The sequence below is a fragment of the Herbaspirillum rhizosphaerae genome, assembly GCF_001189965.1.
Lineage (GTDB): Bacteria > Pseudomonadota > Gammaproteobacteria > Burkholderiales > Burkholderiaceae_D > Herbaspirillum > Herbaspirillum rhizosphaerae.
This window is the reverse complement of sequence record NZ_LFLU01000005.1, coordinates 288,529-307,048: the sequence shown is the minus strand read 5'-3', so window position 1 is coordinate 307,048 and position 18,520 is coordinate 288,529. Positions and strand designations below refer to the sequence as shown.

At 55.6% G+C, this 18,520-nt stretch carries 13 protein-coding genes; 5 read left to right on the top strand and 8 right to left on the bottom strand.

The genetic code is table 11. The features are described from left to right. Window positions 1-2: 2 nt before the first annotated feature. From AKL25_RS10335 to AKL25_RS10325, 3 genes are all read right to left on the bottom strand, one after another. On the bottom strand, window positions 3-821 hold the full coding sequence (locus AKL25_RS10335; protein WP_050477544.1) for a response regulator: 819 nt from the start codon (window positions 819-821) through the stop codon (window positions 3-5). A gap of 17 nt (window positions 822-838) precedes the next feature. Then, a complete protein-coding gene (gene nosR, locus AKL25_RS10330) occupies window positions 839-2,140 on the bottom strand; it encodes a response regulator c-di-GMP phosphodiesterase, NosR family (protein ID WP_240475703.1) in 1,302 nt (433 codons plus the stop codon). Window positions 2,141-2,251: 111 nt separating this feature from the next. Further along, entirely contained in the window at window positions 2,252-3,532 is a 1,281-nt protein-coding gene (locus AKL25_RS10325; protein ID WP_050477542.1) for an ATP-binding protein, read from the bottom strand. A gap of 282 nt (window positions 3,533-3,814) precedes the next feature. Between AKL25_RS10325 and AKL25_RS10320 the strand changes: the two genes are divergently transcribed. Continuing rightward, window positions 3,815-6,352 carry an EAL domain-containing protein gene (locus tag AKL25_RS10320; protein ID WP_050477541.1) on the top strand — a complete coding sequence of 846 codons (2,538 nt, stop codon included), beginning with the start codon at window positions 3,815-3,817 and terminating at the stop codon, window positions 6,350-6,352. 172 nt (window positions 6,353-6,524) lie between these two features. Here AKL25_RS10320 and AKL25_RS10315 read toward each other — a convergent pair whose 3' ends face one another. From AKL25_RS10315 to AKL25_RS10300, 4 genes are all read right to left on the bottom strand, one after another. Beyond that, on the bottom strand, window positions 6,525-7,667 hold the full coding sequence (locus AKL25_RS10315) for an ABC transporter ATP-binding protein (RefSeq protein WP_050477540.1): 1,143 nt from the start codon (window positions 7,665-7,667) through the stop codon (window positions 6,525-6,527). Window positions 7,668-7,704: 37 nt separating this feature from the next. Beyond that, window positions 7,705-8,604, bottom strand: a complete 900-nt coding sequence (locus tag AKL25_RS10310) for a carbohydrate ABC transporter permease (protein WP_050477539.1) — start codon at window positions 8,602-8,604, stop codon at window positions 7,705-7,707. Continuing rightward, the gene (locus tag AKL25_RS10305; RefSeq protein WP_050477538.1) at window positions 8,594-9,550 is read right to left on the bottom strand and encodes a carbohydrate ABC transporter permease; all 957 of its coding nucleotides are present in this window, start codon (window positions 9,548-9,550) and stop codon (window positions 8,594-8,596) included. The genes AKL25_RS10310 and AKL25_RS10305 overlap by 11 nt, the downstream gene beginning before the upstream one ends. Window positions 9,551-9,725: 175 nt before the next feature. Further along, a complete protein-coding gene (locus tag AKL25_RS10300; RefSeq protein WP_050477537.1) occupies window positions 9,726-10,979 on the bottom strand; it encodes an ABC transporter substrate-binding protein in 1,254 nt (417 codons plus the stop codon). Between the two features lie 270 nt (window positions 10,980-11,249). Between AKL25_RS10300 and zwf the strand changes: the two genes are divergently transcribed. After that, a complete protein-coding gene (zwf, locus tag AKL25_RS10295; RefSeq protein WP_050477536.1) occupies window positions 11,250-12,713 on the top strand; it encodes a glucose-6-phosphate dehydrogenase in 1,464 nt (487 codons plus the stop codon). Window positions 12,714-12,868: 155 nt separating this feature from the next. Next, on the top strand, window positions 12,869-14,827 hold the full coding sequence (locus AKL25_RS10290; RefSeq protein WP_050477535.1) for a glucokinase: 1,959 nt from the start codon (window positions 12,869-12,871) through the stop codon (window positions 14,825-14,827). Between the two features lie 259 nt (window positions 14,828-15,086). Here AKL25_RS10290 and AKL25_RS10285 read toward each other — a convergent pair whose 3' ends face one another. Next, window positions 15,087-16,010, bottom strand: coding sequence for a LysR family transcriptional regulator (locus AKL25_RS10285; RefSeq protein WP_050477534.1), 924 nt, complete (start codon window positions 16,008-16,010; stop codon window positions 15,087-15,089). Between the two features lie 216 nt (window positions 16,011-16,226). Between AKL25_RS10285 and AKL25_RS10280 the strand changes: the two genes are divergently transcribed. Continuing rightward, on the top strand, window positions 16,227-17,330 hold the full coding sequence (locus AKL25_RS10280; RefSeq protein WP_083444642.1) for a porin: 1,104 nt from the start codon (window positions 16,227-16,229) through the stop codon (window positions 17,328-17,330). A 101-nt stretch (window positions 17,331-17,431) separates the two neighbouring features. Continuing rightward, a complete protein-coding gene (locus AKL25_RS10275; protein ID WP_050477581.1) occupies window positions 17,432-18,454 on the top strand; it encodes an extracellular solute-binding protein in 1,023 nt (340 codons plus the stop codon). Window positions 18,455-18,520: the final 66 nt, after the last annotated feature.

Sequence of the window (18,520 nt, the reverse complement as noted above, 5' to 3'; positions counted from 1 at the left end):
GTTTAGCTCGCGTCCAATTTAATGAGTGTCATCAGCTTCCCTTTGGAGCGAGAGTTTTTCCCCATAGGATGGGTGAGAACCTTATAACGCTCGTTGTGAAAGATAATTTCTGTGCTGGCTTGATTCAGCGCCTGTTCCAATTGGGGAGCATTACGCGCCATCTTCATACCGAGAAAAGTATTGGAGTGACCCAGAAGCTCTTGCGCTGCAGCATTGATGAACACGATATTTTTCTCATCATCGATGCCAAGTATGGGGGTACTGACATGCGCCAGGATCTCATGCGTAATTTGCAGGCTCACTTCATCATTTTCAATCCGCTCTTCCTGCTCTCTCAGCAATTTGTCCAACGCATGATTCGTGCTCTCCAGTGCTGAATTTGCTATTTGAAGCTGACGTTGCAGACGCAGATTTTCATCTGCCATTTCTTTTCTTCGGAAGGCTTCCGCCACATGTCCTCTTAGTTGAACATCGTCCCAAGGCTTGGTAAGAAATTTATACACAGCGCCTTCATTGACCGCATCAGTGACCGACTGTAGCTCCGTATAGCCGCTCAGAACAATCCTAATGGTGTCCGGATAGGATTCTTTGGCCAGACGCAAAAACTCTACGCCTGTCATTCCTGGCATACGTTGATCTGTGACGATGACGTCTACTGGATTTTCCTTCAAAGCATCCAAAGCTTCTTGGCCGTTGTTAGCAGTCATGATGTCGTACTTGTCTTGACGCAGCAGGCGTTTCAGGGCCGACAAGATGTTGATTTCATCATCGACCAACAACAATCGGCGCCGAAATGCCTCAGGAATCGCTTCTTCCGACATAGTTTTTCGCTCCTCCGCTAAGCATCTTTTTCCAAAATCTTGACCGATATCTGCAAAGCGGTGTCTTCCAATTGTTCGAACTTGCGGATCTGTTGAATGTTGTTTGCGGAAATAATGGAATCCCGGACGATAAGAAGCACTCCCTCATTAGTCCGCAAGTCCTCCGCCAGTTGCATGCCGACCTCAAGGTCGCGTGACTTGATATCTCTCGATTGTTCAGACAGCAGAGAGTCGCCCTCATTGACGAGTGCAACAAAACTATCCACCACAGCGGGATCGTAACGATGACCGCTTTGGGATTTGATGATTTGTACCGACTTGTCCAGCGGAAGAGGCAGCGTGGCAATTGCCCCGGATCGCAAGGCCTCGAAATCCCGTGCGACAGCCAGAATACGAGCGCCCAGGGGAATCTTGTCTCCGGCAATTCCTTCCGGCAGGCCCCTCCCGTCGTAACGCTCATATTGGTAAAGAATCAGATCGCCGACATCATTAAATGCAGCTACAGGCGTCAACACCATATGCCCTTTGACGGGATGCGTCATGAAAGCCCGTGATTCCTCACCGGACATCTTCTCTTGAGGCTTGCGAATGAGTTCATCAGGCAATCCGATTTTCCCGATGGCATGGAGTAGCCCTGCAATTGCCAGATCCTGTATTTCAATTTCAGGCAGCTTGAATTTTTTTCCCAAGCTGCGGCACAACGCGCTGACGCGGTCAGATTGTCCACCGAGCATGCCCGAGCGCAACTCAATCATGTTCGAGAAGACCTTGAGCATCGTCAAGAAATTCAGTTTAATTTCTGCCTGGCTGTTTTCAAGGAACATCACTGTCTGGCGAATTTCTTCAGTACGAGCCTGAACTTGTTTTTCTAGCCGTGCATTAAATGTCAGGAGTTCTTCGTTCTGTTTTCGAACCACTTCATTAAGTCTTGCCGCTTCCCTTTTTAGTTGTTGCTGCTCCAAGGCGCGCTGTATCGTCAATATGAGATCTTGTTCATCCCAAGGTTTTTGAAGATAGTGATAAATGCCACCGTCATTAATGGCAGACACTGTCGATGTAATTTCTGAGTATCCCGTCAACAGAATGCGCGTCACCTCTGGATAGCGTTCTTTGGCCTTTCCCAGAAACTGCGCGCCTGTCATCTCCGGCATACGCATATCGGAGATGATCAGATCGACCGCATGTTCTTCGAGAAGCCGCAGCCCTTCGGCGCCACTTTCCGCAGTGATAAGCGTATAGCCTTTAGGCCGGAGTACACGCTTAAGGGATGACAAGATGCTCGCTTCATCGTCAACGAGGAGAATGACGGAAGGCGACATGATGCTCCCTGCATCTGGAGAATCCGAAGCGGTATTGGTATTCGACATACTTAAGGCCCTTTTCTATCAACTCTGCACTACGAGTTCTCAGGTGTATGAATTTGTCGCAGACTACTGACTGACGGGAAGACAGACTGTAAAACTTGTGCCGATACCTACTTCGCTTTGCACCTCGATCCGTCCATTGTGTTTTTGTACAATCCCATAGGACAACGACAAGCCCAGTCCCGTGCCGCTTCCAACAGGCTTGGTCGTGAAAAATGGTTCAAAAATGCGCGACAGATTTTCTGGAGGGATGCCGCAGCCGGTATCTTGAATCCGTATGAACACCCAATCTTCTTTGCATTCTGTATGGATACTGATAGTGCCTCTTTCAGAGATAGCATGTGCAGCGTTTACCAGAAGGTTCATGAATACCTGATTCAATTGAGAAGCAAGACCTTTTATCAGAGGCAACACACCGTAATGCTTTTCAATGACAGCTTTGTATTTAAGTTCATTGTTGGCGATAGTGATCGTGCTTTCCAAGCCTTTGGCAACATCTACCATCTGCCAGTCGCTTTCACCGACGTGCGAAAAGTCCTTCAAGGACTGAACGATGTCTTTCACGCGCTTAAGGCCGTCCAAAGACTCGGCAATCAGATCGACGACGTCTTCTCTCAGATACGCCAGATCTGCCTCCATGCTTAATTTCTTCGCCTGGCTTTTCAGATCGGCGCTGAGTTCATCTTGTTGCAACAATTCTTCTTGCCGCATGACCACTTGCAGCAGCTTATCGACATAGGTATTCAAGGATTTCATGTTGGAACTGACGAACCCAACAGGATTGTTGATTTCATGTGCAACGCCTGCTGCCAGTTGACCAATCGAAGCCATCTTTTCCGACTGCAGAAGCTGGGCTTGCGTCTCCTTCAGCTTTTCAATCAGATTGCGTTGCTCCTCTCCCGTACGGTGCAGAGCTTCTTCCATCAACTTTCTCTCGGTGATGTTGGTTAAGGAGCCTATAACCTCGATCGGATTGTTATTTTCATCTCGGATAAGACGCAAGCTGTCGTGCATCCACAAATACCGCCTGTCTTTGGTGAGAAAACGATACTCATAGGCCCGCTCTCCCTCAACAAACAACAGGGCCAGGCTGGAGAATATGTTCGGCGCATCGTCGGGATGAATATGGTCGAACCAGAAATTGGGATCGTCAACCATCTCCTGGGGAGCATAGCCCAACACTCTCGACGCGTTTTCACTGACGAAGGTCATCTTGAAATCCCCCGACGGCACACTGCTATAGATGATTGCAGGAGTGTTCGCGATCAGATACTCAAATCTCTGCGTCATCTCCATCGGCTGGGCGATGGGCGCGTTCGATTCGAAGGTTTCGAATTGTTGGTTCATGATCTATAGGGTAATAGCCTTACAGACGCTTGATAACAACTGGCAGCCGGTATTTATAGTTCCTTTTTGTACGACTATCCTGCCAATGCTGTCTCCTGTAGACACATTATTATCAGCAAAGACCAATACAAGCAATTCAATTCAGCAACTCTCTTGACTGGTTGAGGACAGAGATACGTTGTCTTTAACCTGCCATAGGCATACCATGAAATTCAGTGTCGGGCGTAGCAGCAATTTTCGCGGCCAATTTCGGTCCAGATCTTTCCTTCCGGTACAAAGTCTATGTATAAAGCGGCGCTTGCTGAGTTTCCTTCATACTCAGAAGAAAACCTTCGCATTATCTTTGTCGAGGATGTAATTGAAGACGCTCAGCTCGTGTATCACGAACTTGAACGATCCGGCCTGCACTCTTCTTTTGAACGTGTTGACACACCTGCCGATTTTCTGCATGCACTGCAAGGTCGCGTAGACATCATCTTGTGCGACTTTTCGCTGCCGGTTTTTGACGGAATGACTGCTCTGCGCATTGCCAAGGAACAAACTCCTGACGTCCCCTTTATCTTTGTCTCCGGAACAATTGGCGAAGAACTTGCGATTCAGGCACTGAGGGTGGGCGCCTACGACTATGTCCTTAAAAGTAATATTGCGCGCCTGCCGTCGTCCGTACGCCGTGCACTACAAGAGTCCCATGAACGTGCAATTAGACGAAGAACCGAAGAGATACTATATGCAGAGAGTCATCTGCTTTCCACTGTCTTTGACACCGCCGGCGCCATAGGCGTCATGCTCGATTTAGAAGGTCGCATACTTCGCTTCAACCATGCAGGAGAAAAGTCCACCGGCTATGCAGGCGCGGATGTTCTGGGATTGTGCTTCTGGGATGTGTTCTTTACTCCCTCCCAGGCACTCGACGAAAAAGAGCGCTATCAAAAAACTGAACGGTCATTGTTTCCGCTGCAGTATCAGAGTGAATGGCTTGCACACGATGGCCGGCCACGTACCATTCTCTGCTCTCTGAATATTTTGGAAAATCGTTATTTCAAAACTATTTTCATCATTAGCGGCATCGATATTACTGAGTGGCAAGAGGCTGAAGAAAAAATTTATCAATTGAGCCACTTCGACCACGTTACAGGATTACCAAATCGCGTAGTTTTGCGAGATCGTTTAAACCAAGCCATTCTGCGGAGGGAATCAGACGACACGTTGGTTGTACTTCTGCTCGTTGAATTGAACGGTCATACTCAGATCCGGGACGCACTCGGCACACAGGCAAGCATCGCTCTATCTATCGCCGTGGCACAACGCCTGCAGTCCTGGAAACGTCCTGAAGAAGCAACAATTGCACAATATTCCGATGGCGTTTTTGCTGTCTTGTTAGAAGGTGCAGAGCAGAACGAGCTGGATATTGTCATTGGAGATTTGATTCGAATATTAATGGATCCTTATCCGATCCCGGATCAACCCAGCGTCCACCTGTTTCCCAAACTTGGCATTTCCATTTCCCCCAACGACACTCACACGTCAGAAACTCTATTGCACTATGCCGAAATTGCTTTGCATCGTGCACAGTTGAGTATCCACGACCATCATCAATTCTATTCTCCAGACTTCAATAAGGAAATTGCACTCCGCCATGTTCTCGCTACTCAGCTGAGAGATGCCATCCGACATGATGCCCTTGTATTGCACTATCAGCCGCAGGTATCTTTGAAGAATGGAAGAATCGCCGGATTCGAAGCATTGGTTCGATGGAATCATCCTGAAAGAGGATTGCTCATGCCCGCCGAATTTATCGCGTTGGCGGAAGAGTCCGATTTGATCTTTGAATTGGGCGAATGGGTACTGAGAACGGCATGTCGCCAGTGCAAGGCGTGGCAAGAGATGGGATTCAAGCCGGGGACTATCGCGGTAAACCTATCCGCGATGCAGTTCACGGAAAAAGATCTCAAGGTACTACTTGGCCACATTCTTGACGAATCTAAACTAGACCCTCAGTTTCTCGAATTGGAGTTGACCGAGAGTGTTTCGATGGACGATCCTGAGAAGAGTATTGCCATCATGGTCCATTTGCGAAAACTCGGCATTACGCTTTCTATTGATGATTTCGGTACCGGTTATTCCAATCTGAGTTATCTGAAGAGATTTCCTGTCGGCCGGCTTAAGATCGACAGGTCGTTTGTGCGCGATCTGGTGGAAGATCCGCATGACTTGGCCATTTGCAGATCCATTATTGCCATCGCAAAAAGCCTGCGTCTGGAAGTCATCGCCGAGGGTGTTGAAACTATCAGCCAACTCAAAATGCTCCATGCCGAGGGATGCGACAAAATTCAAGGCTACTATTTCAGTACGCCTCTGCCGGCCCAGGACTGCACCTCGCTGCTTGAGCGTGATATTTCTTTACCAATGGAATCCATTCGCCGGCAATCCTATGCCCGCGCATTGCTTGTCGTAGACGATGAGGTGAATATCCTCTCCGCAATACGACGCACACTGAGCCGTTCCGGTTATCAGATATTTACAGCCAGTCACGCGACGGAAGCCTTCGAAATCCTGGCGAAACATCAAATCGGTGTCGTACTTACGGATCATCAGATGCCTGATGTATTGGGAACTGAATTGTTGGAAAAGGTGAGCCACATGTTTCCCAACACGGTACGGATCATGTTAACAGGGCATGCGAATCTGCAAAGCGTCACGCAGGCAATTAACCAGGGCGCCATATATAAATTCCTCGTCAAGCCTTGGGATAACGACGAGTTGGAAAAAACCGTCCTGGAGGCCTTCGAGAAATTTGAAGCGACAACGAAATTGCAGTAAACATCGACTACACCAATCAACCTTCCGCGATTTGTTCATGGACTGAATTGCAAGGCTAAAAGATTTACCGGGGAGCATTCGACAAAAGCAACGCTCCTGCACGGATCGCCAATAAAAAAACCCGCAGTGGCGACACTGCGGGGTTTTATCGTTTCGCCGTCTGCTCGATGCCTCAGGCGATCCGTTGTTCCGAAGCCGGATCAAACAACAAGGCCTTGGTCAGATCGAAGGCCAGTTTAAGCGGTTCGTTTGGCAAGGCGCCTGCGCGCGGGTGCGTGCGGCACGTCACCGGCGCGTCGTTGAAACGGGCCACCACCAAGGTATCCGGGCCGGTTGGCTCGGTCAGCTCGACCGTGCAGTCGACTTCGGTTGGGCGATAGCTGCCGGTGGTGCTGAGCGGGTCTCCGTTGCGAGCGCTCATGGCGTCGGTGACGTGTTCCGGACGAATGCCGAGCACGATGTCGCGGCCGACCCACTTTGCAACTGCGTCGGTGTGACCGTTCAGCGGCAAAGTCAGCAAGGTCTTGCGACCGCCGTGGTCCAGTTCGAATGCCGGTGCGGAGCCGTCAGTAGTCAGTTTGCCGCGCAGGAAGTTCATCGACGGCGAGCCGATGAAGCCGGCAACGAACAGGTTGCTCGGCGAGTCGTAAATCTCTTGCGGGCTGCCGAACTGCTGAACCACGCCGTCCTTCATGACGGCGATGCGGTCGCCCAGCGTCATTGCTTCGATCTGGTCGTGCGTGACGTAGACGATGGTGCTGCCGAGGCGTTGATGCATGCGCTTGATTTCGGCGCGCATTTCGACGCGCAGCTTGGCGTCCAGGTTCGACAGCGGTTCGTCGAACAGGAACAGCGAGGGATCGCGCGCAATCGCGCGGCCCATCGCCACGCGCTGGCGCTGGCCGCCGGACAGCAGCGCCGGCTTGCGATCCAGCAGATGGGTGATCTGCAGGATGTTGGCGACGCGCTCGACGATTTCCTTTTGCTCGGCTTTGGGGATCTTGCGAATGCCGAGGCCGAAGGAAATGTTTTCGCGCACTGTCATGGTCGGATACAGCGCATACGACTGGAACACCATGGCGATGTCGCGTTCTTTCGGGGCGACGTTGTTGACGACGCGGTCGCCGATCATGATCTCGCCTTCGGAAACGGTCTCCAGGCCGGCGATCATGTTGAGCAGGGTCGACTTGCCGCAGCCGGAGCCGCCGACCAGAATCAGGAACTGGCCGTCTTCGATTTCCAGATCGATGCCCTTGAGGACTTCATTGCCGTTGGGGTAAACCTTGCGTACGTTGCGAATTGATAAGCTTGCCATTTCTTTTACATCTCCATGAATTCTGTTCTTGAACTGCTTAACCCTTGACGGCGCCGGCTGTCAGTCCACGCACAAAGTATTTACCAGCGAGGATATATACCAGCAGCGTCGGTAGCGCCGCGATGATCGCCGCCGCCATATTGACGTTGTACTCGGTCACACCGGTCGAGGTATTGACCAGGTTGTTCAGCGCCACGGTCACCGGTTTCGCATCCGAACCGCCGAACACCACGCCGAACAGGAAGTCGTTCCAGATCTGCGTGAACTGCCAGATGAAGCAGACCATGAAAATCGGCAGCGACAGCGGGAAGATGATCTTGCGGTAGGTCAGGAAGAATCCGGCGCCGTCGATGCGCGCTGCCTTGACCAGTTCTTCCGGCACCGTGACGTAGTAGTTGCGGAAGAACAGCGTGGTGAAGGCAATACCGTAGACGATGTGCACGAAGATCAGGCCCGGCGTGGTGTTAGCCAGGTCGAACATGCCCAGCAAGCGCGCCATCGGCAGGATCACCACCTGGAACGGAATGAAGCAGCCCACCATCAGTGCTGCGAACAGCGCCTCGGAACCACGAAAACGCCAGTGCGCCAGCACGTAGCCGTTGAGCGAGCCGATCAGTGTCGAGATCAGCACGGCCGGGATCGTCATCTTCAACGAATTCCAGAAGAACGGCGCCAGGCCGCCGCAGTCGACGCCGGTGCAGGCGCTGTCCCAGGCTTTACCCCAGGCGGCAGTGGTCGGCGACATCGGCGGCGCCAGCAGGTTGCTGGTGCGGATTTCGTCGAGCGATTTCAGCGAGGTGGTGATCATCACGTACAGCGGCGCGAGGTAGTACAGCGCCACCAACACCAGCAGGATATAGATCAGCACGCGGCCGATAGTCAGCGGCTTGCGCTCCTGGTTCAGCCCGCCCTTGGGAGCAAATGTATCAACGGCCATTGCGGGTTCCTTTCGTTTCCAGATACATCAAAGGCACCAGCACGGCCAGCACGGTCGCCAACATCATCACGGCAGAAGCGGCGCCCAGGCCGAGCTGTCCGCGCGTGAAAGAGAACTGATACATGAAGATCGCCGGCAAGTCCGACGAGGTGCCGGGGCCGCCTGCGGTCAATGCCATCACCAGGTCGAAACTCTTGATCGCGATATGGCCGAGCACCAGCAGCACGCTGAAGAACACCGGGCGCAGCGCCGGGATGACGATGCGGCGATAAATGGTCGGCAAGCTGGCGCCGTCGACCATCGCCGCCTTGATGATGGCGTCGTCGATGCCGCGCAAACCGGCCAGGAACAGCGCCATCACAAACCCCGACGACTGCCACACGCCGGCAATGACGACGGTGTAGATCGCCATGTCGGAGTTGACCAGCCAGTCGAAGGTAAAGTTGGCGAAGCCCCAGTCATGCATCATTTTTTCCAGGCCGAGGCCGGGATTGAGAATCCATTTCCAGGCGGCGCCGGTCACGATGAAGGACAGCGCCATCGGGTACAGATACACCGCGCGCAATGCGCCTTCGGCGCGGATCTTCTGATCCAGCAAAATTGCCATGAACAGGCCGATGACCAGGCACAGCAGGATGAACAGCCCGCCGAAAATGCCCAGGTTGGCTGCAGCCGTCCACCAGCGGTCGAGGGCGAACAATCGGGTGTATTGATCGAATCCGGCAAATTCGTAGTTGGGCATCAGGCGCGAATTGGTCAGCGACAGATAGCCGGTGAGTGCGATGAAGCCGTAAACAAAGACCAGCGACAAAATGATGGTCGGCGATAAGACCAGACGCGGCAGCCAGTTATCGGCCAGCGCGGCGAATTTTCCACTGTGTCGGCGCGCGGGCTTGCCGGCTGCGTTCGAACCAGTCGACGACAGGGAAACTGTTGAGTTGGACATGCATGTCTCCTGAACCCGGGGAAATATCGCGAAGCCGGCCGGACAATCTTGCCGGCCTTTCACGACGATGGGCGCCTGACCGCTGCGCCCGCCCCGTAAATACCCTGTCCGCAAACACGCCGGAGCGTGCTGCGGAGCAGGCCTTATTACACTGCTTCTAATTACTTCTTATTGCTTATTGAGTTTTAGCTGCTTTTGCCAGGGCTTGCACGGCGGCTTGCGAAGTCATGTTGGAATTCATGAACTTGGCAATCACGTCGAACATCGCGCCTTGAGCGGCCGAGCTGATGGCCATACCGTGGGCCATGCTTGGCTCCAGTGTATTGGCTTTGCTCGATGCGGCAAAGTCGTCCATCGACTTGGTGGCGCAGCTGTCGAATTTGCCGCGCGGGATATCAGGACGGACCGGGATCGAACCCTTGTTCAGGTTGAATACTTCCTGGAATTCCGGGCTCATGATGGCGGTTGCCAAGGTCAGCTGCGCCTTTTGCGAGTCAGGATTCTTGACCTTGAACATGGCGATCGAGTCGATGTTGAAGGTGTAGGACTTGTCGGTGCCCGGTGCTGCTACGCACAGATAGTCCTTGCCCGGCTGCTTGCCGGCGGTGGTGAACTCGCCCTTGGCCCAGTCGCCCATGAATTGCATGCCGGCCTTGCCGTTGATGACCATGGCGGTCGCCAGGTTCCAGTCGCGGCCTGCAGAATCCTTGTCGATGTAGGTCTTGATCTTGCCCAGTGTGTCAAAAGTCTTGACCATGTTGGCGCTGGTCAGGGCTGTTTGGTCCAGTTTCACCAACGCCTTCTGATAGAAGTCGGCGCCGCCGACGCCCAGGGCGACGGTTTCAAACACGGTGGCGTCCTGCCATGGCTGGCCGCCATGGGCAACGGCGACGAAGCCGGCCTTCTTGATCTTTTCTGCAGCGTCGAAGAATTCATCCCAGGTGGTCGGGGTCTTGGCGCCGGCTTTTTTCAGCACTTCCGGGTTGATCCACAGCCAGTTCACACGGTGCACGTTGACCGGTGCGGCGACGTAGTGGCCTTGATACTTCATCACGCTGGAGACCGACTTCGGCAACAGGGAATCCCACTTGCCGGCGGTGGCGGCGGAATCAATATTGGCCAACACACCTTCCTGACCCCATTCCTGAATGGCAGGGCCCTTGATCTGGGCGGCTGTCGGAGGGCTGCCGGCGATGACGCGCGCCTTCAGCGCGGTCGTGGCGTTCTCACCCGCGCCGCCTGCAACGGCGAAATCTTTCCAGGTAACGCCCTTGGCTTCCATGATTTTTTTCAGTTCAGCAACCGATTTTGCTTCACCGCCGGAGGTCCAGTAATGCAGCACTTCCACTTCCGCGGCATACGCTACGGTGGAAGCTGCGATCAGGCTGGTGGCGATCAGACTTTTTTTAATGGCGTGCTTCAACATCATTTTTTATCTCCTGTGTTTTAAAAATTGCCGGCGACTTGCATCGCGGCAAGGTCAGCGTTCCCGGGGGAGAGAACTTGCTACTGGTTGGCGGTGCCTGGTGGACACTCTTTGCCCTGAGACCTGAATAGATCCCAGTCACTTTACTAAAACTACAAAAACTGCCGCAATAAAATTTAATTATTAGGGCAAACTCCCGTCGCTCGCTTGTAATTGTAGTAATGCTACAGTAACATTGCAACACAAGTTTTTGTTTAGTTACATCAAAATCACATGCAAGAAGAAACCAAGTTCAATTTCGTCCTGTTTGGAGCGACAGGCGATCTGGCGATGCGCAAGATCATTCCAGCGCTGTTCTCCGCGCATCTTGACGGCAAATTGCATCAAGACGGTCGCATCATTTGCGTTTCCAACCAGCAATTGAGCCAGGAGGCTTATCTCGACTGGGCGCACACCCAGGCTGGCATGCATGTCAGCGAAGGCATTGCTGCTGAGAACGCAAAAAAATGGCAAAGTTTTCTTCAACGCATTACTTATGTTGTGCTGGATGCCACCAACGCGGCCGACTACGCCCTGCTCGGCCGGCAACTGAGCGGTGAAGCCGTCACGGTGTTTTATCTGGCGACCTCGCCGAAACTGTTTGAACCGATCTGCAACCATCTGGCCGCCAGCGGCATCGCGCTGGACAACGCCCGCGTCGTGCTGGAAAAGCCGCTGGGCCACGACCTGCAGTCCTCGCGCGCCATCAACGACGCCGTGGCGCGCGTGTTCGCGGAAGACCAGATCTACCGCATCGATCACTATTTAGGCAAGGAGTCGGTGCAGAACCTGCTGGCGCTGCGCTTCGCCAACAGCCTGTTCGAACCGCTGTGGCGGCGCGAATCGATCGAACACGTGCAACTGACCATCGCTGAACAGCTCGGAGTGGAAGGCCGCGGCGAGTTCTACGACGGCACCGGCGCCTTGCGCGACATGGTGCAGAACCATTTGCTGCAACTGTTGTGCATGGTGGCGATGGAACCTCCGACCTCGCTTGATGCCAACGCTATACGGGATGAAAAAGTACGCGTGCTGCGCGCCCTGAAACCGTTCAGCCGCGACGACCTGGAATCGCACGCCGTGCGCGGCCAATACGCCGCGGGCGCGGTGCGCGGCCAGCCGGTCGTCGGCTATCACCAGGAAGCAGGCATCCCGAAGCAATCCAAGACGGAAAGCTTTATCGCCCTGCACGCCGAAATCAACAACTGGCGCTGGGCCGGCGTGCCGTTTTTCTTGCGCACCGGCAAGCGCCTGGCGGAACGCACTGCGGAAATCGTGATTACCTTCCGGCCGATTCCGCACGCGATCCTGCCGATGCCGAGCGGCATCCCGACCAGCAATCGGCTGGTGATCCGCCTGCAGCCGGAAGAATCGATACAACTGCATTGCTTTGCCAAAGAGCCCGGCGACGGCATGGCGATCCAGCCGGTGGCGCTGGATCTGGCCTTCGACCAGGCGTTCAAGCAAAAGCGAGCCGATGCGTATGAACGTCTGCTATTGGACGTCATCCGCGGCAATCTGTCTTTATTTGTACGCCGCGATGAGCAGGAAGCTGCGTGGCGCTGGGTGGAGCCGCTGCTCAGCCACTGGCAGAGCACCTCGGCCGCACCGAAATCGTATTTGGCTGGAAGTTGGGGACCCAGTGCATCGTCGGCAATGATGTCGCGCGCCGGCGCGCACTGGCCAGAAGACCGGTGATCGAACCGGTAAAGCGGTCGCGCCGGCAGGATCAGGCGTTAAAGCTTTACCAAAACGGATTTGCGCAAAGCGAGCTACTATACGCCACTGCGATCTGCATACCGTTCAGAATCACCGATAACGCATAACCGTTTTTATTCGGAAAGTTTTACTACATGTCTTCAGCATCGCTCATACATGGCAGTTACAACCCGTCGAACACCTTCATGGATGGTCCGCGCTTGTTGGCTGATATCGGCGGCACCAATGCCCGCTTCGCGCTGGAACGCGCGCCCGGGCAGATAGACACCATCCAGACGCTGCGCTGCGCCGATTACCCGGAGTTTTCGCAGGCGGTCAAAGCTTATCTGGCGACCAACGATCATCCGGCGATTCACCACGCGGCTATCGCCATCGCCAATCCGGTGCAGGGCGACCAGATCAAGATGACCAATCACCACTGGGCGTTTTCGATTGAAGAGACGCGCAAGCTGCTCGGCCTCGACACGCTGCTGGTGGTCAATGACTTCACCGCGCTGTCGATGGCGCTGCCGCATCTGGAGCAGTCGCACTGCATACAGGTCGGCGGCGGACAAGGGCTGGAAGGCGGCGTGATCGGCCTGGTCGGCGCCGGCACCGGCCTCGGCGTGGGCGGCCTGATCCCGAGCGAAGGCCGCTGGATTGCGCTGGGCAGCGAAGGCGGTCACGTCTCGTTCTCGCCGGCCGATGAAAAAGAAGCGGCGATCCTGCAGTATTGCTGGCGCACTTACAAGCACGTCTCGGCTGAACGCCTGATCTCCGGCCCCGGCCTGGAAATGATTTACAGCGCACTGTGCGAGATCAACAAGATCAAGAACGCCGAAGAATTGAGCGCGCCGCAGATCGTCGACCGCGCGCTGAACCAGAACGACGCACTGTGCCTGGAAGTGATCGATTGCTTCTGCGGCATGCTCGGCACGCTGGCATCCAACGTCGCCGTCACGCTGGGCACGCTGGGCGGGATTTATATCGGCGGCGGCGTGGTGCCGCACCTGGGCGATTACTTTGCACGCTCGGCCTTCCGCGCCCGCTTCGAAAGCAAAGGGCGTTTCGACGCCTACATGCAAAAGATCCCGACCTTTGTCATCACCGCACCCTACCCGGCGTTTGTCGGCGTCGCCGCGATCCTGGCGGAACGCCTGGGCGGCGGCAATGCCGTGCCTTTCCTGGAGCGCATCCGCAAGGCGCGCTCGCAATTCTCGCCGGCCGAAGAACGCGTCGCCAGCCTGATCCTGGCGCACCCGCGCGCCGTCATGAGCGAACCGATTTCGGAAATCGCCCGTCGCGCCAACGTCAGCCAGCCGACCGTGATCCGCTTCTGCCGCACCATGGGCTGCCAGGGCCTGGCCGACTTCAAGCTGAAGCTGGCCTCCGGCGTCACCGGCACCGTGCCGGTCGCGCACAGCCAGGTGCACGTCGGCGACTCGCCGCTGGACGTCGGCGTCAAGGTGGTCGACAACACCATCGCGGCCATGATGGAAGTGCGCGACAGTCTCAATGCCGACACCCTGAGCAAGGTCATCGAAGTGCTGAGCCACGCCACCCGCGTGGAGTTCTACGGTTTCGGCAGCTGCGGCCTGGTGGCGGAAGACGCGCAACAAAAGTTCTTCCGCCTCGGCATCCCGTCGACCGCCTACACCGATCCGCAATTGCAGGAAGTGTCGGCATCGCTGTTGAAGAACACGGACGTCGCCGTGATCATCTCCAACTCGGGCCGCCTGCGCCATCTGGCGACCACGGTCGAAGTGGCGGTCAACTCCGGCGCGACCATCATCGCGCTGGCGCCGAGCAATTCGCAACTGGCCAAGCGCGCCGACTTCACGCTGGCGGTCGAGCACGATGAAGGCAGCACCATGCACATCCCGATGGTGTCGCGCATCCTGCTGCTGCTGCTGGTAGATGTGCTGGCAGTCGGCGTGTCGTTGAACCGCTCCAGCCCGTTCGCCGAGCTGCAACGCCAGGCCAAGCGGGGCATCCTGGCGCACATCGCCTCCACGCATGACGTCATCGGCGACAAGGTGTCGGCTGCGGATGATCATCCGGCCGATCGCAGCGAAGAAGGCGGCAAACCCAATCTGATCTCGCATACCAAGTAAGCGAGCGCATCGGTTCACCAGTTAAGCGGCGGAGACAAAGAAGGCAGGCGCAACATATAAGCCTTTTGCATAAAAACAACCGGCAAGACCTTTGGGTCTTGCCGGTTTTTCTTTGCGCCTTGCCAATTTGATTGATGCAAAAAAGTGTATCCCCGTCGTCCTGACGAAAGTCAGGACCCAGCGTCGTATCGGAGGTCGTTACGACACTGGGGCCCGGCATTCGCTGGGACGACTGCAAACCATCCAAGGCGTCAATGTCTCAGAACCAGTGATTGGCCTGCTTCAGATCGTTGCGCAACTCGCGGAAGCAGTGATCGGTCCATTCGCTGCGGCTGACTTCATTACGCCGCATCAGCACGATCTTGCGCTTGAGCGTGGGAAAGCGCAGCGGCGCGACGTGCAGCGTGTCGTCGCGCAGATAGCTGGTGTACAGGCTCGGCATGATCCCGATGGCGATGCCCGAACGCACCACGCCGTACAGCGACTCGCTGTGCACGACCTGATAGCGCTTGGACGACGACAAACCATGCTGCAGCAAGGCCGCCGAGGCGAATTCCCATACGCTGCCCTGGGTGAACAAGACGATCTCCTCGCCCGCCATCTGCCGCCAATGCACTTCCTTGGAACCGGCCAGCGGATGCTCGCGCGACACGATCAGCACCAGTTCATCCTCGAACAGCGTGACGGTATCGAGCGATGCCGCGTCCGGGTCGGGCGGCTTGATGCCGACGCAAAAGTCCAGCTTGCCGGTATGCAGCGCCGCCAGCAGTGCGTCGTTGGGCATGTCCGACAACATGATTTCCACATGTTCGTCATGGGCGGCGTTATAGCGCGCGATCACCGCCGCGGTCAGCGTGACCGCCGAGGGAATGGCGCCGATGCGGATACGATGCCGTCCGGTGCCGATGACGTGCTGGATGTCGTTGAAGGTGTTGGCCGCCGTATTGAGCAGATGCCTGGCGTATTCCAGCACCACCGCGCCCTGCGCCGTCAGGCCGATCTGGTGCGTGGTGCGGTCGAACAGCTTGGTGCCGAGCTGGTTCTCCAGCTGCTTGATGGAGGCGCTGAGCGCCGGCTGCGTCACGGACAGCTCTTCCGCCGCCCGGCTGAAACTGTTGGTGGAAGCCAACGTCGCCAGCGCCTGCAAGTGGCGCAAGGTAACCTTGTTATTGAGCTTGATCATGGCTATGGCCCGCTTTCACCGCCCCATGCGCGTTACCTGCCGGATACGCGCAAGACGGTTATAAGTTAAATTTATGAAATTATAAAAATAAACAAATTATATTATTTATCTAATTATCATATTCTGCATCCCGGTGGCATAACGCCTAAAACGTATTTTTTATTTTCTCGGGCTCTGCGCCCGATTTCCGGGGGGATGATGATGATGAAGCAATGGATGATCGGCACAATGGCAATTCCAGCGCTGTTGGCAGGTGCCCAGGCACAGGCGCAAAGCAAGGTGGAAATTTACGGTTTGATCTCCGGCGGCATCGGCTATCTGAGCAACCAGGGCGGCCCGCACAACCTGGAAGCCCTGAGCGGCACCAACCAGAATCCGCGCATCGGCTTCCGCGGCCAGGAAGACCTGGGCGGCGGCTCGAAAGCCATCTTCAATCTGGAAAACGGCTTCAACATGATGACCGGCGCCGCGTCTCAAAACGGCCGCCTGTTCGGCCGCCTGTCCTACGTCGGCCTGAGCAACAACAGCATGGGTACGCTGACCGTAGGTCGCCAGTACGAAGCGGTCAAGGACTATCTCGGCCCGGTGGTGATTGCCAGTAACGGCGTGCATATCGGCGACAACGACAACGGCTACAACAACCTGCGCGCGCAAAACTCCGTCAAATACATCAGCCCGACTTTCAACAATTTCAACGTCACTGCGCTGTACGGTTTCGGCGAAGTGGCGGGCGACACCAGCATCAACCGCGTCATGAGCATCGGCTCCGGCTACAAGAGCGAGCGCTTCAAGTGGGCCGTGGCCTATACCCAGATGGATACCCCCAACAGCGCCCAGAGCCCTGACGGCGCCATGTCCAACGACTACGCCAGCTCGCTGCTGCTGTTCAACAAGAGCGCCGTCCACAGCACCGTCGGCGTACAAAAGCAACGCATCCTCGGCACCGGCGGCTTTTACACCGTGGGCGATACCGACTTCGGCATGATGTACAGCAACGTCAAGTACGACTACCTGGACAACACCAAGCTGACGCTGCAAAACCTGGATCTGAACCTGGTGCACCACATGACGCCGGCGCTGAACCTGGGCGCGTCCTATTTCTACACCGTCGGCAAGTACGACACCATCAACACCAATCCGAAGTGGCACCAGGTCAACTTCCAGGCCGATTACTTCCTGTCCAAGCGCACCGACGTGGCGATCACCTACAGCTACCAGATCGCTGCCGGCGACGCCAAGAACGCCACCATCTTCGGCTTCCCGTCGTCGAGCGACAAGCATCAAGGCGTCCTCATGTTAGGCATGCGTCACGTCTTTTAAGCAAGGCCCGGGCCTGTCTTCACATGGACAGGCCTAAAATAGGCATCGCATCTGATTATGTCTAAAGGAAATCTATTTTGAAAAAAGCAAGTTTGGCGGGCATGCTTGCCCTGCTCGGTACGGGCCTGCTCACCCTGGCAGTCTCCCCAGCCCATGCCGAGAAACGTACGTTGGTATTGTCCGCCTACCCGATCGCACAGCCGCTGTTCAACAAGTACGTGTATGCGCCGTTCAAGGAAAAATGCGGCTGTGAAATCGTGGTCGAAACCGGCAACAACGCCGACCGTATCGCCAAGCTGGATGCGCGCCGCGACAATCCGGTGGTCGATCTGGTGTTGTTGTCGGACTTCGGCATGCTGGAGGCCTCGCGCAAGGGGCTGATCCAGCCGCTGGACTACAGCAAGCTCAAGAACTATAGCCAGATCTATCCGTTCGCGCGCAATCCCATCGGCGGCAACTACGCGGTCGGCTACACCATTTATTCGGTCGGCCTGGTGTACCGCACCGACAAGATCAAGTCGCTGACCTCGTGGAAAGACCTGTGGCGCGACGACATGAAGGGCCGCATCGCGCTGCCCGACGTCAGCACCACGCAAGGCCCGCTGGCGCTGCAAATGGCGGACATCGCCTGGGGCGGCAAGACTGAAAACTTCAGCACCGGCATGCAAAAGATCCTGGCCATCAAGAACAACGTGGTGACCTTCTCCAAAAACAGTGCGCAATTGTCCTCGCTGTTTGCCCAGGATGAAATCTGGGCCGCGCCGGTGGCGCGCTTCACCTGGGCGCAGTTGATGAAGACCGGCATGCCGCTGAAATGGAGCATTCCGGCCGAAGGCCAGGCCGCCGGCATGAACGTGATGGGCATCGTCAACAAATCCAAAAATGCCGATCTGGCTTATCAGCTGATGGACTTCTGGCTGTCGAAGGAAGTACAGACTGCACTGGCGATGGATCTGGTCGATTCGCCCGTGAACACCCAGGTGGTGCTGCCGAAAGACAAGGCCGAGTTCAACACCTACGGCGGCGAACACATTGCCTCGCTCAAGTTCGTCAAGCCGGAAACCCTGCTCAAGCATCGTTCCGCATGGCTGGAGCAGTGGAACAAGGGCATCAGCAGTAAATAAGCCCTGACAGCTTCACTTGAAGCCCGGGATCGCGGCCACGCCATCCCGGGCTTGCGCATCTGAAGC

Bases quoted from the DNA above. Each gene is read 5' to 3' on its own strand.
- AKL25_RS10335 (WP_050477544.1), bottom strand. From the start codon at position 821: ATGTCGGAAGAAGCGATTCCTGAGGCATTTCGGCGCCGATTGTTGTTG.
- nosR (WP_240475703.1), bottom strand. From the start codon at position 2,140: ATGTCGCCTTCCGTCATTCTCCTCGTTGACGATGAAGCGAGCATCTTG.
- AKL25_RS10325 (WP_050477542.1), bottom strand. From the start codon at position 3,532: ATGAACCAACAATTCGAAACCTTCGAATCGAACGCGCCCATCGCCCAG.
- AKL25_RS10320 (WP_050477541.1), top strand. From the start codon at position 3,815: ATGTATAAAGCGGCGCTTGCTGAGTTTCCTTCATACTCAGAAGAAAAC.
- AKL25_RS10315 (WP_050477540.1), bottom strand. From the start codon at position 7,667: ATGGCAAGCTTATCAATTCGCAACGTACGCAAGGTTTACCCCAACGGC.
- AKL25_RS10310 (WP_050477539.1), bottom strand. From the start codon at position 8,604: ATGGCCGTTGATACATTTGCTCCCAAGGGCGGGCTGAACCAGGAGCGC.
- AKL25_RS10305 (WP_050477538.1), bottom strand. From the start codon at position 9,550: ATGTCCAACTCAACAGTTTCCCTGTCGTCGACTGGTTCGAACGCAGCC.
- AKL25_RS10300 (WP_050477537.1), bottom strand. From the start codon at position 10,979: ATGATGTTGAAGCACGCCATTAAAAAAAGTCTGATCGCCACCAGCCTG.
- zwf (WP_050477536.1), top strand. From the start codon at position 11,250: ATGCAAGAAGAAACCAAGTTCAATTTCGTCCTGTTTGGAGCGACAGGC.
- AKL25_RS10290 (WP_050477535.1), top strand. From the start codon at position 12,869: ATGTCTTCAGCATCGCTCATACATGGCAGTTACAACCCGTCGAACACC.
- AKL25_RS10285 (WP_050477534.1), bottom strand. From the start codon at position 16,010: ATGATCAAGCTCAATAACAAGGTTACCTTGCGCCACTTGCAGGCGCTG.
- AKL25_RS10280 (WP_083444642.1), top strand. From the start codon at position 16,227: ATGATCGGCACAATGGCAATTCCAGCGCTGTTGGCAGGTGCCCAGGCA.
- AKL25_RS10275 (WP_050477581.1), top strand. From the start codon at position 17,432: ATGCTTGCCCTGCTCGGTACGGGCCTGCTCACCCTGGCAGTCTCCCCA.